This is a genomic window from Vibrio sp. R15-SG3-ISO1B (assembly GCF_059833835.1).
The window spans coordinates 22,526-35,312 of sequence record NZ_JCBDGG010000005.1; the positions used below are offsets into that span (position 1 = coordinate 22,526).

A 12,787-nucleotide genomic window follows, 5' to 3' on the forward strand; every position below is an offset into this window, starting at 1 on the left:
AAGGATGTTTAGAAAGTTAGTGCTTACTCTCGCATTGGTTATTGCCAGTGTTTCGGTTGGAGCAAAAGAGGTCAACAGGCAAGACCCGTATCAAATGATGGTTCAGGTGTCGGATCAAACCTTTGCGCGTCTCAAAGCGGAGCAGGCGCAAATTCAGCAAGAGCCAGAAAGATTGAAGCTCATCGTAGAACAAGAGTTGATGCCGTATGTGGATGAAAAATACGCGGCGCTCAAGCTGCTAGGGCCAAATTTAAAAGGGGCGAAGCGTGAGGACGTGTTGGTGTTTATCGACGCTTTTCGCGCTTATATTGTCGCCTCTTACGCGCAAGTGCTGACCCAATACACCGACCAGACGATTGAATTTGAACCTGAAGGTCGTGTGGATAACAGCCGCACCATTACTGGCGTGAAGCTCGACATCATTGATTCGCCAAGACCGAACATCAAGCTTGAGTTCAAATTGCGTAGAGACAAATCGAGTGGTGAGTGGAGTGCCTTTGACATGATTGCGGAAGGCATCAGCATGCTGTCGAGCAAACAATCTGAGTGGAGTGGCAAGCTGCGCCAAGAAGGAATTCTTGCCGTCGCACAGGAGCTGCAAACACTGGCGAAAACGCCGATTCGCTACGAGAACAAGTCGTAATGAGCGGGGCGACATGGCAGTCGTTGTCCGCCGAATGCTGTGAACTGTCTGGCCAATTGAATAGAGACAGCGTACCTGCACTTTGGCACACATTACAGCAGTGGCAACCTCAGGCGCAGAACGTAGAATGGTCATTAAAAGCGGTTAATCGTATCGATTCTGCCGGAATGGTGATGCTAATTCACCTAATTGAGCATGCAAAAAAACAAAACTGTCATATAATGCTCAGCTTCGTACCAGTGGAACTCAATACCCTTTTTCAATTGAGTAATATCCGCAAGGAGCTGGCTGGACACATTAAAAATTAATACCGGGGTGGATCGTGGATAGCGCACAAGTACAACAGATTTTAAATAACGCACTAAACCTGGAAGAAATACACGTTAAAGGAGAGGGCAGCCACTATGAAGTGGTGGCCGTTGATGCGTGTTTTGATGGCATGAGCCGCGTTAAAAAACAGCAGCTAATTTATGCTCCTCTCATGGAATACATCCAAAGAAATGACATTCACGCTGTTTCTATCAAAGCCTTTACGCCGCAAGAGTGGGCTCGTGATAAGAAGTTGATGTCACTATAAGGTTTAGTCATGGAAAAGTTTCGAGTAACGGGGTCTAAGCAACCTCTCGTTGGTGAAGTCACCATTTCAGGCGCCAAAAACGCGGCTTTGCCGATTTTGTTTGCCTCTATTTTGGCCGAGGAGCCTGTTGAAGTATCGAATGTTCCCAAGTTACGTGACATCGATACTACTATGGAGCTGCTTAAGCGCCTTGGCGCTAAGGTTGAGCGCAATGGCAGTGTCCATGTCGACCCAAGCTGCATCACAGAGTACTGCGCGCCGTATGACTTGGTGAAAACCATGCGCGCATCGATTTGGGCGCTTGGCCCGCTGGTGGCACGTTTTGGTCAAGGCCAAGTCTCGCTGCCTGGTGGCTGTGCAATAGGTGCTCGTCCTGTGGATTTGCATATCCACGGTTTAGAGCAACTAGGCGCAACGATCACTCTAGAAGACGGTTACGTGAAAGCGCACGTTGATGGTCGCCTTAAAGGCGCGCATATCGTGATGGATAAAGTGAGCGTGGGCGCAACCATCACCATCATGTGCGCTGCGACCTTGGCAGATGGCAAAACCGTATTAGATAACGCCGCGCGTGAACCAGAGATTGTTGATACGGCTGAGTTTTTGAATAAGCTGGGCGCAAAAATTTCTGGTGCAGGTACGGACACCATCACGATTGAAGGGGTTGAGCGCTTAGGTGGCGGTCAGCACTCTGTGGTGGCCGATCGCATTGAAACGGGGACCTTCCTTGTAGCTGCCGCCGTATCGGGAGGTAAAGTGGTGTGTCGCAACACCAATGCGTACTTGCTTGAAGCGGTACTGGCGAAACTGGAAGAGGCGGGGGCCTTGGTTGAAACGGGAGACGATTGGATTTCCGTGGATATGACTGGGCGCGAGCTTAAAGCCGTGTCGATTCGCACTGCACCACATCCAGGGTTCCCAACCGACATGCAGGCGCAGTTCACTTTGCTGAACATGATGGCGAAGGGTGGTGGTGTGATCACGGAAACCATCTTTGAAAACCGCTTTATGCATGTGCCTGAATTAATGCGTATGGGCGCGAAAGCCGAGATCGAAGGCAATACCGTTATTTGCGGTGATGTGACCTCGCTGAGCGGCGCTCAAGTGATGGCGACGGATTTGCGCGCTTCTGCCAGTCTGGTTATCGCCGGCTGCATTGCCCAAGGCGAAACCATCGTTGACCGTATTTACCACATCGATCGTGGTTACGACAAAATCGAAGACAAGTTGACAGCGCTAGGCGCCAAGATTGAGCGCTTTCGCGATTAACGTCTTGTCATAGTCTCTTGCCGACAATAGTAAGCCGAAACGGGAGTTTCGGCTTTTTTATAAGGGTGAGATCAGTTAGAGTCGAGCTAGTTTTTAGTTCATAGTGTTCTTGGAGAACCACAATGATTGCACTACTTCGTGTATTGGCTGTTGCGCTTTTTGCAATTGTTATGTTTATTTTTGGTTGCGGCTATTGCTTGTTAAGTCCTCGCAACCCTAAACATGTTTTCACCTTCGGTCGCCTGTTTGGCAAAATGTCGAGTGTGTTTGGTATCAAGCTAGAACTGCGCATTCCAGACGATGCCTACCAACGCGGTCAACATATCTACATTGCCAACCACCAGAACAACTGGGATTTGTTCACTGTCTCTTCGGCGGTGACACCAAAAGTGGTCACTGTGGGTAAGAAGAGCCTCGCGTGGATGCCACTGTTTGGTCAGCTGTACTGGTTGACCGGTAATATCCTGATTGACCGTGCGAACCGCTCGAAAGCGAAAGGTACCATTGATCAAGTGGTCGATAGCATGAACAGCAGCGATGTCTCTGTATGGATGTTCCCTGAAGGAACGCGCTCACGTGGCCGTGGCCTACTGCCATTTAAAACCGGTGCCTTTCACGCCGCTGTGGGAGCGAAATTACCGATCATTCCTATTGTGTGCAGCTCAACCAGTGGCTTGAAGCTCAATCGTTGGAACAACGGTCATGTCATTGTAGAAATGCTGCCACCGGTCTCTACCGAAGGGTATGGCAAAGAGAATGTGCGAGAATTGGCAACGCTATGCCGCGAGCAGATGGCGAAAAAGCTAGAAGAGCTCGATAATGAAGTGGCGATGCTGAATCAGCAAGAGGGTGTGAAAGCCTAATTCAACCCACGACCGCAAAGTCGAATATGAGCAGTGACCTAGAGTCGCTGCTTTTTTGTTTGATTTATAGAGACACAAAAAAGCCAAGTCTTTCGACTTGGCTTTAAAAGTGGCTCCTCCTGCTGGGCTCGAACCAGCGACCTGCGGATTAACAGTCCGTCGCTCTACCAACTGAGCTAAGGAGGAATTATCTTTTTACGCTTCTTTATGAACAGAGCTCTAATAAAGAAATGGTGCCGACTACCGGAATCGAACTGGTGACCTACTGATTACAAGTCAGTTGCTCTACCTACTGAGCTAAGTCGGCGCCGGATTAACAAGCTAAGCTCGTTAATGATATTGGCTCCTCCTGCTGGGCTCGAACCAGCGACCTGCGGATTAACAGTCCGTCGCTCTACCAACTGAGCTAAGGAGGAATTATCTCGTTTGCGATAAAGAATAAATGGTGCCGACTACCGGAATCGAACTGGTGACCTACTGATTACAAGTCAGTTGCTCTACCTACTGAGCTAAGTCGGCACACTGTATTCTTTGCGCTTTGCTGATGTTTAATTGTCTTAGACACCAACAATCAAATTGTGGTGCCCGGAGGCGGAATCGAACCACCGACACGAGGATTTTCAATCCTCTGCTCTACCGACTGAGCTATCCGGGCGACGGGGTGTATTAAAAGACTTTTCGTGTTTGAGGTCAACATCAAATTGCAAAAAAAATATCGTTTGTTGCTTTTCTATACTTAGTGGGCTGTTTTTGCCCATTTTGCTGATTTGAACCATAACGCTTGGCGTATAAAGCCGGGTGGAAAAGAACAAAGAGTGATAACAGAGAGGAAAAAGCACGCGTTAAAGCGTGCTTTTTGTTACTTATCGTATGGATTAGTGTTTAACGTTAAACTTGCTTACCTAGATTCTGACTCTCTGCTCCGTGGAGTGATATGCGCTGTACCGTTTAGCACGGGAGCTCCAAAAGCGAGATGGAGGCAATCTATATTTGTACTGAAACGATAAAGGTGTCGATACAAAAAAGCCCCAGTCTTTCGACTGAGGCTCTGATGTGGCTCCTCCTGCTGGGCTCGAACCAGCGACCTGCGGATTAACAGTCCGTCGCTCTACCAACTGAGCTAAGGAGGAATTATTCGTGTATCGCGTATAAACATGACACCAAATAATGGTGCCTCGAGGCGGAATCGAACCACCGACACGAGGATTTTCAATCCTCTGCTCTACCGACTGAGCTATCGAGGCAAAAGAATGGTGCCGACTACCGGAATCGAACTGGTGACCTACTGATTACAAGTCAGTTGCTCTACCTACTGAGCTAAGTCGGCACACTGTATTCTTTGTGCTTTGCTTGTGTATTAATATTTTATTAAGACACCAACAATTAAATTGTGGTGCCCGGAGATGGAATCGAACGCGGACGGCTAGTTCACCGACACATAATTGCAGAGCAATTATCTTTGCATTCGTCTTACTTCAAACACCTTAAATATGGTGCCCGGAGGCGGAATCGAACCACCGACACGAGGATTTTCAATCCTCTGCTCTACCGACTGAGCTATCCGGGCGACGGAGCGCTATTAAACGGATTTTCCGTCTTCGCGTCAACTTGTTTTTGGAAAAAAAAACAAAAAAGTGGTTAAGTGCCGACAATTTAGCCGTTTTGGCACATTAGGTTCTCCCCGAGTTAAAGGCTTTTTTGAAATTTGTTACTTTCTCTAGGTAACGACGCGCTTCTGCGTTGGGATGCTTTTTCGTCAGCGCCCAGTAGACCTGATTTGGCTGTAGGGCATTGAGGTCACGCATTGCCCGTTTCCTGTCGTTGCGATCAAAAGTGTTGAGTACGCCCCCGGTGCCACCGTTGTAGGCAGAAATCATGCTGTATTCGAGCGATGTCGGATGGCGAACGTCTTTCAAGTAGCGATTTTTGAGAATGTAGAAGTAGGCGGTACCCGTATCTATGTTGTTTTCAGGATTAAACAGATACTCCGGCGTCGGTTGGCCGGATTTCTTTTTCACCAGTTGAAACACATCGCGCCCTGCAGTTTTCGGCACGACCTGCATCAGGCCATACGCGTTGGCCCAACTCACCGCATAAGGATTAAAGCTACTTTCGGTTTTAATGATGGCGTAGATAAGATCTTCTGGAATGTCATATTTTTTCGATGCGCGGCGGACAATATCGGCGTACTGATAGCTGCGGATCTCAATTTGCTCTTCCACCATTGGAATTTCAACGTAGTAGGCTTTTTTGAAGTCGACATCTTTGACTTTTAGGTGATTGGCAATGAGGTAATCGGCGAAGCGATTCGCGCGCCATGACCACTGAATCGCTTTGTTGTCTTGGTCGACCACTTGGCGATAAAGAAACGGCTGACCTTCGAGTTTGATTCCTTTAGAGGAGAAGAGATCGACGTTCGCGGGATCATCGGGCGTGAGCAGTGTGGTGACGATGGCGTTTTTTAAGTGGCCTTTAGGATCGGTTGGAGAGACGGTTTCAACCGTGATCAGTCCTTTATCGAAGTTCACTTCTGAACGACTTAGATAGTTGTCGATGTATTTGACGTAGTTACTTTTACCGGCGAATTTGACTTCCGCGCGGCCCCAGCGTTTTTCGATGTTGCCAGAGAAACTGGATATGAGCGACTCCAGTGCGGCGGTGTCTTTCTCAAATTGACCAGGCAACTCAGCCAGATTTTTGGCGAAACGGTTGGTGGGCTCGTAGTTGACGTCATAAAGGCTTTCAACAAATTCGCGGCTACAACCCGTTAAGACCACGGCTAGGCTCAAGGATATAACTGGGCCAAAGTAAGCTAACTTCTTCATATCTCTCTCAAAAAAAAGACACCCGCTCTTAATGGGGTGTCTTTAAAGGCTGCTGTTATTCGCTCGGTGGCGTGTATCCCTCGATATGGACCTCTTTGCCTTCAAACAGGAAGTTGACCATCTCGGTTTCGATCAATTTACGGTGCTCAGGATCCATCATGTTGAGCTTCTTTTCATTGATCAGCATGGTTTGTTTGTGTTGCCACTGCGCCCATGCCTCTTTTGAGATGTTGTCAAAAATACGTTTACCTAGTTCGCCTGGGTAGAGCTGGAAATCCAGTCCATCGGCTTCTTTTTGTAGTCGAGCACAAAATACCGTGCGGCTCATAACGACTCCTTTGATCGAATGCTGCGTAGTTCTGACGGTAAGCTCTCCAGCAATTGCTTCACGGGAGCGGCCAAACCGACTTCTACAGGTTGAGATAAGTTATACCAAAGACCTTTGCTGCCTTCCATTATCCTATCGGGTTGCTTTGATACGTCTACCAAAATTGGCGTGATATCGAGGTGATAGTGACTGAAGGTGTGGCGAAACGCGATCAGTGGTTGTTGGTCGACAATGCTGCTTGGCAGTACGCCTCGGGTGTCGAGTGATGGTTCGATAGCAGCGTTGTTGTGTTCAGGAAAACAGTACAAACCGCCCCAAATGCCCGACTGTGGGCGCTGCTCGAGCCACACCTGTTGGTTGTGATGCAAGATCACAAACCAGGTCTCTTTGACCGGTTTCTCTTTCTTCGGCTTTTTGCCCGGGTAATCTAGCGGATTGCCCTGTTTGTAGGCCGCGCAGAAGGTGGAGACAGGGCAGAGTGAACATTTTGGTTTGCTGCGCGTGCAGACCATCGCGCCCATGTCCATCATGGCTTGGTTGTACTTGTCTACGTCGCGGCTTGGTGTGTGTTCACAGGCAAAGGACCAGAGCTGATTTTCGACCCGTTTTTGCCCCGGCCAACCTTCTACGGCAAAACAGCGTGCGAGAGTGCGTTTGACGTTGCCATCTAAGATCGCATGTGGCTGTTTGTACACAGAGGACAAAATCGCCGCCGCAGTGGAGCGGCCAATGCCGGGTAGGGCGTTGAGTTGTTCAATCTGTTGTGGAAACTCGCCTTGGTACTGGTCACGAACGATTTGAGCGGCTTTGTGCAAATTGCGCGCTCTGGCGTAATAGCCGAGCCCAGTCCATAGATGCAGCACTTCGTCTTGCGGCGCATCAGCAAGCGCGGTCACCGTCGGAAAGCGCGCCAAAAAACGCTGGTAATATGGGATAACCGTAGCGACTTGGGTCTGCTGGAGCATGATCTCCGACAGCCAAACACTGTAGGCGGTTTTATTCTGTTGCCATGGAAGGTTTTTGCGACCATAGGCGTCATACCACTCTAAGATGGCGGTTGCATAAGGCGTCACGACTTGCTCTGTGTTCTATGATTTATGGAGCAAAATTGCACCACAGAACACGCCTTGAGTGCAACCGACAATCTGTAGGGATATGTTGAGCTCATGGTTGAGCTTAGAGTTGTGTTGAGGCGCTTGAGCAATTGTCGCTTTGTTCGCGTAAAACACTTGCACCAGTGGCGATTCTTTGGATAATCACAATCCCTTTGAGGCGAGACCAATTTTTAGACAGGCAGAATCATGAGTGAAGTGACCACCAACGAGTACAACGAAGACGGTAAACTGATACGCAAAGTAAGAAGCTTTGTTCGTCGCGAAGGTCGTTTGACCAAAGGTCAAGAGAATGCGATGAAAGAGTGCTGGCCGACCATGGGCATCGATTACAAAGCGGAGCGACTCAATTGGCGTGAGGTGTTCGGCAATGATAACCCTGTTGTGCTAGAAATTGGTTTTGGCATGGGCGCCTCTTTGGTCGAAATGGCCAAGAATGCCCCTGAAAAGAACTTTATCGGTATTGAAGTACACAGCCCAGGAGTGGGTGCGTGTCTATCGGATGCGCGTGACGCAGGCATCAGCAACCTTCGCGTCATGTGTCACGATGCGGTTGAAGTGTTTGAGCACATGATCCCAGACAGCAGTCTGGCGACGCTGCAACTCTTTTTCCCAGACCCATGGCATAAGAAGCGTCACCATAAGCGCCGTATCGTTCAGCTTGAGTTTGCTGAGATGGTGCGCAAAAAGCTGATTGAAGGCGAAGGCATCTTCCATATGGCGACAGATTGGGAGAACTACGCGCAGCACATGATTGAGGTGATGAATCAAGCGCCGGGCTATGAGAATATCGCCACAGAGGGCGATTTTGTTCCTCGTCCTGACGAGCGCCCTCTCACCAAATTTGAAGCCCGAGGCCATCGTTTAGGCCACGGCGTTTGGGACATTAAATACAAGCGCGTTGGCTAATCTAAGCGCCACGTAGAGTCACAAAAGCCGACATGATTCATGTTGGCTTTTTTCGTTGAACTGATTGAGGTTTTGCAATGACACCGACCAATGACATGCTAGCGAGCATTCTCGATGAGGTGCGCCCACTGATTGGTAAGGGCAAGGTCGCGAACTACATTCCCGCGCTGGCGAGAGTGCCCGCAGACAAACTGGGCATGGCCGTTTTCACTAACCAAGGTGAGGTGTTTAAAGCGGGGGATGTCGATGAGCCCTTTTCGATTCAATCGATTTCGAAAGCGCTCAGCTTAACGTTAGCCATGTGTCTCTATCAGCCAGAAGAGATCTGGCGCCGTGTGGGGAAAGAACCGTCTGGTCAGGCGTTCAACTCTTTGATTCAGCTTGAGATGGAGCAGGGCATTCCACGTAACCCGTTTATTAACGCTGGCGCTATTGTGGTGGCGGATCTGCTCAGTTCGCGCCTTTCAGCGCCCAGGCAGAGGCTGCTGGAGTTTGTGCGTCAGTTATCCGGTGATACTCATATTTGCTATGACAAAGTGGTGGCCGCATCAGAGATGATGCACAGTGACCGCAATGCGGCGATCGCGTATTTGATGCGCTCATTTGGCAACTTTGAAAACGAGGTCATCCCGGTGCTGAACAACTATTTTCACGCTTGTGCGTTGAAAATGAGTTGCGTCGACTTGGCGAAAACCTTCAGTTACCTGGCCAACAAAGGCACCTCAGTGCAAACACAAAAGCCGGTCATCACGCCGACACAAACTAAGCAGCTCAATGCGCTACTGGCGACGTGTGGTCTCTATGATGGCGCGGGCGAGTTTGCCTATCGAGTGGGGATGCCGGGTAAATCGGGCGTTGGCGGTGGCATTGTCGCGGTGATTCCTGGTGAGATGACCATCGCAGTGTGGTCACCAGAGCTAGACGCCTCTGGCAACTCATTAGCGGGCACTCGCGCCCTTGAGTTGTTTTCTCAGCGTATCGGGCGCTCTATTTTTTAGTGCTTGCTTTCACTGGTGCTTATTAGGGCACAGGTTGGCCTGTCGCGCGCCCTTATTCACTCTCATCCATAAACGCTGCGAGCAGGTCATTGAGAAACAATTTGCCTTTCTCGGTGACTTGCCAGCTTGTTACGCTCTCATCGATATAGCCTTTTTCAACCGCCCAGTTCATGGTTGGCGCGATCACGTCTAGCGCTAAGCTAGTGGTGTCGATGAAGTCTTGCTTCGGACACGCTTCAAGCAAGCGAAAACGGTTCATAAAGAACTCAAAAGGACGCTCTTTGTGCTCGACTTGATGCTCATCAGATATGTAGGGCTTGGTGAGGTTCTGATACGCCGCCAAGTACCCTTTGGGGTGTTTGATTTTCGTGGTCCGCACAATGCGACCATCGGCAAAGCTTATCTTCCCAGCGCTGCCACAACCAATGCCAAGGTAATCGCCAAAGCGCCAGTAGTTGAGGTTGTGCTGACACTCATAGCCCGGCTTACTGTAGCCAGAGATTTCATACTGCACGTAGCCTGCTTGAGTGAGCTTTTGATGGCCCAGCTCGAAAATATCCCACAGCGCATCGTCATCCGGCAGTACGGGTGGTTTGGAGTAGAATAGGGTGTTGGGCTCAATCGTCAGCTGATACCAAGAGAGGTGCGGAGGATTGAGCTCGATGGCTTGTTCAAGATCGGACAATGCCTCTTGGACTGATTGATCCGGCAAGCCGTGCATCAAATCGAGATTAAAGCTGTTTAAGCCTATGGTATGCGCAAGTTTCGCTGCGTTGACGGCTTCTTGCTCGCCGTGAATACGGCCCAATCGTTGGAGTTTCTCGGCCGCAAAACTCTGCACGCCAATCGAGATGCGGGTCACTCCTGCAACTTGGTATCCGCCAAAGCGCTCAGCCTCTATCGTGCCAGGGTTGGCTTCCATGGTGATCTCAATGTCATCTTTAAACGCAATGCGCGCACGAATACCAGAGAGCATGCGCTCAATGCCCTGAGGCGAAATCAAGCTTGGCGTGCCGCCACCGATGAAAATCGAGTGCAAAGGCCGCGGGTTAGCATTGAGCTGGTAGCGCTCAATATCGCTGTCGAGATCCTCAAGCAGGGCATCAATGTATTGCGCTTCAGGAATCGTATCCTTGAGTGCATGGGAGTTAAAATCGCAGTACGGGCACTTTTGTACACACCAAGGGATGTGGACATAGAGACTGAGATTCGGAGGCGTTAGCTTGGTCATGAACGTTGACATGAGCGGTTACAGCGGCTGTTGTGATAGCTGAGCAAAGAGCTGCTTAAGCGCTTTACCGCGGTGCGATAGCTGCTTTTTGCGTGCGGGTTCAAGCTGCGCGCTGGCGCACTGTTCTTCTGAAACAAAGAAAATCGGATCGTAGCCAAAGCCATGTTCACCTTGAGGCTCAGTCAAAATGCGCCCTTCCCACACGCCATGACAGACGATCGGAGTAGGATCTTGGTGATGACGCATCAGGACCAAAACACAATGAAAGCGCGCCGTGCGCTGCGTTTCTGGAACATTCTCCATCGCCGCGAGCAGCTTTTCTAAGTTCTGCTGATCGCTGGCACCTTCTCCGGCATAACGCGCAGAATAAATGCCCGGCGCGCCTTGTAGGTAATCGACTTCAAGACCTGAGTCATCGGCAATGGCGGCCAGCCCCGTCTCTTTCGCGGCGTGGCGCGCCTTGATGATGGCGTTTTCGATAAAGGTGGTGCCTGTCTCGGCCACTTCTGATACCGCATAGTCACTTTGTGCGACCACATCAAAGCCAAATTCAGACAACAGATCCGCCATTTCGCGGACTTTACCTTGATTGCCCGTGGCTAATACGATTTTCTTCATACTTCTCTCGCTCTCTCTATCGTCTTACTCTTCGACATAAAATTTTTGGCTGAACTTTACTGGTCCTGTGCCTTTAATGCCAGCATTAACATCAATCGTGAACGACAAGGTTTCTTCATTGCTGATTGGAAACTCGGCGATATAGTAAATCGCTTCGCCTTCTACTATTTCGCGGAACGCCAATGTTTTGCTTTGGCCAATCAGGTTTTTGGCCTGACCGCTGACCGCAGCCTTGATAGCCGGTTTGCCGGCTGCTGAGTTGTCGAGCACACTGATATTGAGGATAGCCGAGTAGCCGTTGCGTTTGAGCTGGTAGCTGCGCGCCACCGCTGGGGTCAAAAAGGTCGAATTGAAGGCGGAGTAGTGCACTTCGATGTCTTTGATGGTTTTGAACTGCTCGGCGGCGCTAGGGAGTGACAGCAGAGCGAGTAGAAGTAGGTAAAAGCGAGCTTTCATGAGCATTCCTTTTAATGATTGTTTTTCATGCCTGGTAGACATGATCTCCTTACATGGCCGGGCAGAAAGAGGCTTGAGCGTAAAAGTAAGCCACCCTAGAGGATGGCTTGGATAACGGGTGGTATCTGCTTGGCATCGGCGATACGCACTTGTTTGTGGCGGCCCAATTCACCTTTTTCTATCGCCACCATGCCCTTGGCCACTTTGCATTGCTTGGCAAGATATTTAGTGAGATGCGCATTGGCTTTACCGTCTACTGGAGGGGCGGTAATGGCGACTTTTAATTCATCACCATGCAGCCCGACGAGACTATCGCGGCTCGCTTTAGGTTGGATATAGAGGCGCAGCACCAGATCGCTGCCCTCTAGCCAAGCCGCGAGTGCCATTAGAGCTGATACCAAATAGGGCCAATGATGTCACCCATCAGGAAGTTAGCAAACTGCAGCACGATAAACAGCACCAGTACGCTCAAATCAAAGCCGCCCATGGCTGGAAGAATGCGGCGAATCGGCGCCAACATGGGTTCAGTCAACTGATGGAACACGTACTCAATTGGGCTGCGGCCTTGGCTGACCCAGCTCAAAATCGCGCGGATCAGTAGAACCCAGAACAGTAAGCTGCCCGCGGCTTTGAGCAAAGAGAGCAAGCCAAGGAACAGGAAGTCGGCACTGAAGGTGACGGAGCCGCCTGAGGCAATCAAAATCAACGCGACAAACTTCAAAACGCACAACACGTAAGCAAATAGCACGGTGGCGAGATCAATGCTGCCTACCGATGGGATCACGCGGCGCAGCGGCGCAACGACCGGTTGTGTCGCTTTAACGATAAATTGCGAGAAGGGGTTATAGAAATCGGCGCGCGCCGCCTGTAACCAGATCCGCAAAATGACGACCATAATGTAGAGGTCGAACAGTGTGGAAATCAAAAAACTCATTGAATTCATAGGGTAACCTTACTT

15 protein-coding genes and 9 tRNA genes are annotated in these 12,787 nt (G+C 50.0%); 7 read left to right on the forward strand and 17 right to left on the reverse strand.

Going from position 1 to position 12,787, the window contains the following annotated elements; translation table 11 throughout:
* Window positions 1-4 precede the first annotated feature (4 nt).
* The 5 genes from AC6R0S_RS01290 to AC6R0S_RS01310 all read left to right on the forward strand — a co-directional run bounded on the left by AC6R0S_RS01290 (window position 5) and on the right by AC6R0S_RS01310 (window position 3,352).
* Window positions 5-643: an ABC transporter substrate-binding protein gene (locus AC6R0S_RS01290; protein WP_500637058.1), complete on the forward strand. Its 639-nt coding sequence runs from the start codon at window positions 5-7 to the stop codon at window positions 641-643.
* The gene (locus tag AC6R0S_RS01295; RefSeq protein ID WP_500637059.1) at window positions 643-951 is read left to right on the forward strand and encodes an STAS domain-containing protein; all 309 of its coding nucleotides are present in this window, start codon (window positions 643-645) and stop codon (window positions 949-951) included. Before AC6R0S_RS01290 ends, AC6R0S_RS01295 begins: the two co-directional genes overlap by 1 nt.
* Before the next feature lie 14 nt (window positions 952-965).
* Window positions 966-1,220, forward strand: coding sequence for a BolA family iron metabolism protein IbaG (ibaG, locus tag AC6R0S_RS01300; RefSeq protein WP_487903523.1), 255 nt, complete (start codon window positions 966-968; stop codon window positions 1,218-1,220).
* 9 nt (window positions 1,221-1,229) lie between these two features.
* Entirely contained in the window at window positions 1,230-2,489 is a 1,260-nt protein-coding gene (gene murA / locus AC6R0S_RS01305) for a UDP-N-acetylglucosamine 1-carboxyvinyltransferase (protein ID WP_500633834.1), read from the forward strand.
* Window positions 2,490-2,611: 122 nt separating this feature from the next.
* Window positions 2,612-3,352 (forward strand): 1-acylglycerol-3-phosphate O-acyltransferase, encoded by a 741-nt coding sequence (locus tag AC6R0S_RS01310; protein ID WP_487903521.1) that lies wholly within the window; start codon window positions 2,612-2,614, stop codon window positions 3,350-3,352.
* A gap of 110 nt (window positions 3,353-3,462) precedes the next feature.
* Here AC6R0S_RS01310 and AC6R0S_RS01315 read toward each other — a convergent pair.
* The 12 genes from AC6R0S_RS01315 to mutY all read right to left on the reverse strand — a co-directional run bounded on the left by AC6R0S_RS01315 (window position 3,463) and on the right by mutY (window position 7,578).
* Window positions 3,463-3,538: transfer RNA gene (locus tag AC6R0S_RS01315), tRNA-Asn, on the reverse strand.
* A 45-nt stretch (window positions 3,539-3,583) separates the two neighbouring features.
* A tRNA-Thr gene (locus tag AC6R0S_RS01320) sits at window positions 3,584-3,659 on the reverse strand.
* A 33-nt stretch (window positions 3,660-3,692) separates the two neighbouring features.
* A tRNA-Asn gene (locus AC6R0S_RS01325) sits at window positions 3,693-3,768 on the reverse strand.
* A 27-nt stretch (window positions 3,769-3,795) separates the two neighbouring features.
* Window positions 3,796-3,871 (reverse strand) — tRNA-Thr (locus tag AC6R0S_RS01330).
* Between the two features lie 60 nt (window positions 3,872-3,931).
* Window positions 3,932-4,007, reverse strand: a tRNA-Phe gene (locus AC6R0S_RS01335).
* A 399-nt stretch (window positions 4,008-4,406) separates the two neighbouring features.
* Window positions 4,407-4,482 (reverse strand) — tRNA-Asn (locus tag AC6R0S_RS01340).
* Between the two features lie 38 nt (window positions 4,483-4,520).
* Window positions 4,521-4,596, reverse strand: a tRNA-Phe gene (locus AC6R0S_RS01345).
* Between the two features lie 7 nt (window positions 4,597-4,603).
* Window positions 4,604-4,679, reverse strand: a tRNA-Thr gene (locus tag AC6R0S_RS01350).
* A gap of 164 nt (window positions 4,680-4,843) precedes the next feature.
* A tRNA-Phe gene (locus AC6R0S_RS01355) sits at window positions 4,844-4,919 on the reverse strand.
* 103 nt (window positions 4,920-5,022) lie between these two features.
* A complete protein-coding gene (gene mltC, locus AC6R0S_RS01360; RefSeq protein WP_500631425.1) occupies window positions 5,023-6,177 on the reverse strand; it encodes a membrane-bound lytic murein transglycosylase MltC in 1,155 nt (384 codons plus the stop codon).
* Window positions 6,178-6,232: 55 nt separating this feature from the next.
* Complete coding sequence (locus AC6R0S_RS01365) at window positions 6,233-6,505, reverse strand: oxidative damage protection protein (RefSeq protein WP_138971437.1); 273 nt, start codon at window positions 6,503-6,505, stop codon at window positions 6,233-6,235.
* Window positions 6,502-7,578, reverse strand: a complete 1,077-nt coding sequence (mutY, locus tag AC6R0S_RS01370; RefSeq protein ID WP_500637060.1) for an A/G-specific adenine glycosylase — start codon at window positions 7,576-7,578, stop codon at window positions 6,502-6,504. The genes AC6R0S_RS01365 and mutY overlap by 4 nt, the downstream gene beginning before the upstream one ends.
* Window positions 7,579-7,806: 228 nt before the next feature.
* On the opposite strand from mutY, the gene trmB reads away from it, so the two are divergent.
* On the forward strand, window positions 7,807-8,526 hold the full coding sequence (gene trmB, locus AC6R0S_RS01375; RefSeq protein ID WP_334568334.1) for a tRNA (guanosine(46)-N7)-methyltransferase TrmB: 720 nt from the start codon (window positions 7,807-7,809) through the stop codon (window positions 8,524-8,526).
* 77 nt (window positions 8,527-8,603) lie between these two features.
* Complete coding sequence (gene glsB, locus AC6R0S_RS01380; protein WP_334568335.1) at window positions 8,604-9,524, forward strand: glutaminase B; 921 nt, start codon at window positions 8,604-8,606, stop codon at window positions 9,522-9,524.
* A 52-nt stretch (window positions 9,525-9,576) separates the two neighbouring features.
* Here glsB and hemW read toward each other — a convergent pair whose 3' ends face one another.
* The 5 genes from hemW to AC6R0S_RS01405 all read right to left on the reverse strand — a co-directional run bounded on the left by hemW (window position 9,577) and on the right by AC6R0S_RS01405 (window position 12,772).
* On the reverse strand, window positions 9,577-10,755 hold the full coding sequence (gene hemW, locus AC6R0S_RS01385; RefSeq protein WP_500637061.1) for a radical SAM family heme chaperone HemW: 1,179 nt from the start codon (window positions 10,753-10,755) through the stop codon (window positions 9,577-9,579).
* A gap of 18 nt (window positions 10,756-10,773) precedes the next feature.
* Entirely contained in the window at window positions 10,774-11,373 is a 600-nt protein-coding gene (locus AC6R0S_RS01390) for an XTP/dITP diphosphatase (protein WP_500627761.1), read from the reverse strand.
* Between the two features lie 24 nt (window positions 11,374-11,397).
* Entirely contained in the window at window positions 11,398-11,829 is a 432-nt protein-coding gene (locus AC6R0S_RS01395; RefSeq protein ID WP_500627760.1) for a DUF4426 domain-containing protein, read from the reverse strand.
* A 95-nt stretch (window positions 11,830-11,924) separates the two neighbouring features.
* Window positions 11,925-12,215: a DUF167 family protein YggU gene (gene yggU / locus AC6R0S_RS01400; RefSeq protein WP_500637062.1), complete on the reverse strand. Its 291-nt coding sequence runs from the start codon at window positions 12,213-12,215 to the stop codon at window positions 11,925-11,927.
* Complete coding sequence (locus AC6R0S_RS01405) at window positions 12,215-12,772, reverse strand: YggT family protein (RefSeq protein WP_334568339.1); 558 nt, start codon at window positions 12,770-12,772, stop codon at window positions 12,215-12,217. The genes yggU and AC6R0S_RS01405 overlap by 1 nt, the downstream gene beginning before the upstream one ends.
* Window positions 12,773-12,787 lie beyond the last annotated feature (15 nt).

Bases quoted from the DNA above. Each gene is read 5' to 3' on its own strand.
- AC6R0S_RS01290 (WP_500637058.1), top strand. From the start codon at position 5: ATGTTTAGAAAGTTAGTGCTTACTCTCGCATTGGTTATTGCCAGTGTT.
- AC6R0S_RS01295 (WP_500637059.1), top strand. From the start codon at position 643: ATGAGCGGGGCGACATGGCAGTCGTTGTCCGCCGAATGCTGTGAACTG.
- murA (WP_500633834.1), top strand. From the start codon at position 1,230: ATGGAAAAGTTTCGAGTAACGGGGTCTAAGCAACCTCTCGTTGGTGAA.
- AC6R0S_RS01310 (WP_487903521.1), top strand. From the start codon at position 2,612: ATGATTGCACTACTTCGTGTATTGGCTGTTGCGCTTTTTGCAATTGTT.
- mltC (WP_500631425.1), bottom strand. From the start codon at position 6,177: ATGAAGAAGTTAGCTTACTTTGGCCCAGTTATATCCTTGAGCCTAGCC.
- AC6R0S_RS01365 (WP_138971437.1), bottom strand. From the start codon at position 6,505: ATGAGCCGCACGGTATTTTGTGCTCGACTACAAAAAGAAGCCGATGGA.
- trmB (WP_334568334.1), top strand. From the start codon at position 7,807: ATGAGTGAAGTGACCACCAACGAGTACAACGAAGACGGTAAACTGATA.
- glsB (WP_334568335.1), top strand. From the start codon at position 8,604: ATGACACCGACCAATGACATGCTAGCGAGCATTCTCGATGAGGTGCGC.
- hemW (WP_500637061.1), bottom strand. From the start codon at position 10,755: ATGACCAAGCTAACGCCTCCGAATCTCAGTCTCTATGTCCACATCCCT.
- AC6R0S_RS01390 (WP_500627761.1), bottom strand. From the start codon at position 11,373: ATGAAGAAAATCGTATTAGCCACGGGCAATCAAGGTAAAGTCCGCGAA.
- AC6R0S_RS01395 (WP_500627760.1), bottom strand. From the start codon at position 11,829: ATGAAAGCTCGCTTTTACCTACTTCTACTCGCTCTGCTGTCACTCCCT.
- yggU (WP_500637062.1), bottom strand. From the start codon at position 12,215: ATGGCACTCGCGGCTTGGCTAGAGGGCAGCGATCTGGTGCTGCGCCTC.
- AC6R0S_RS01405 (WP_334568339.1), bottom strand. From the start codon at position 12,772: ATGAATTCAATGAGTTTTTTGATTTCCACACTGTTCGACCTCTACATT.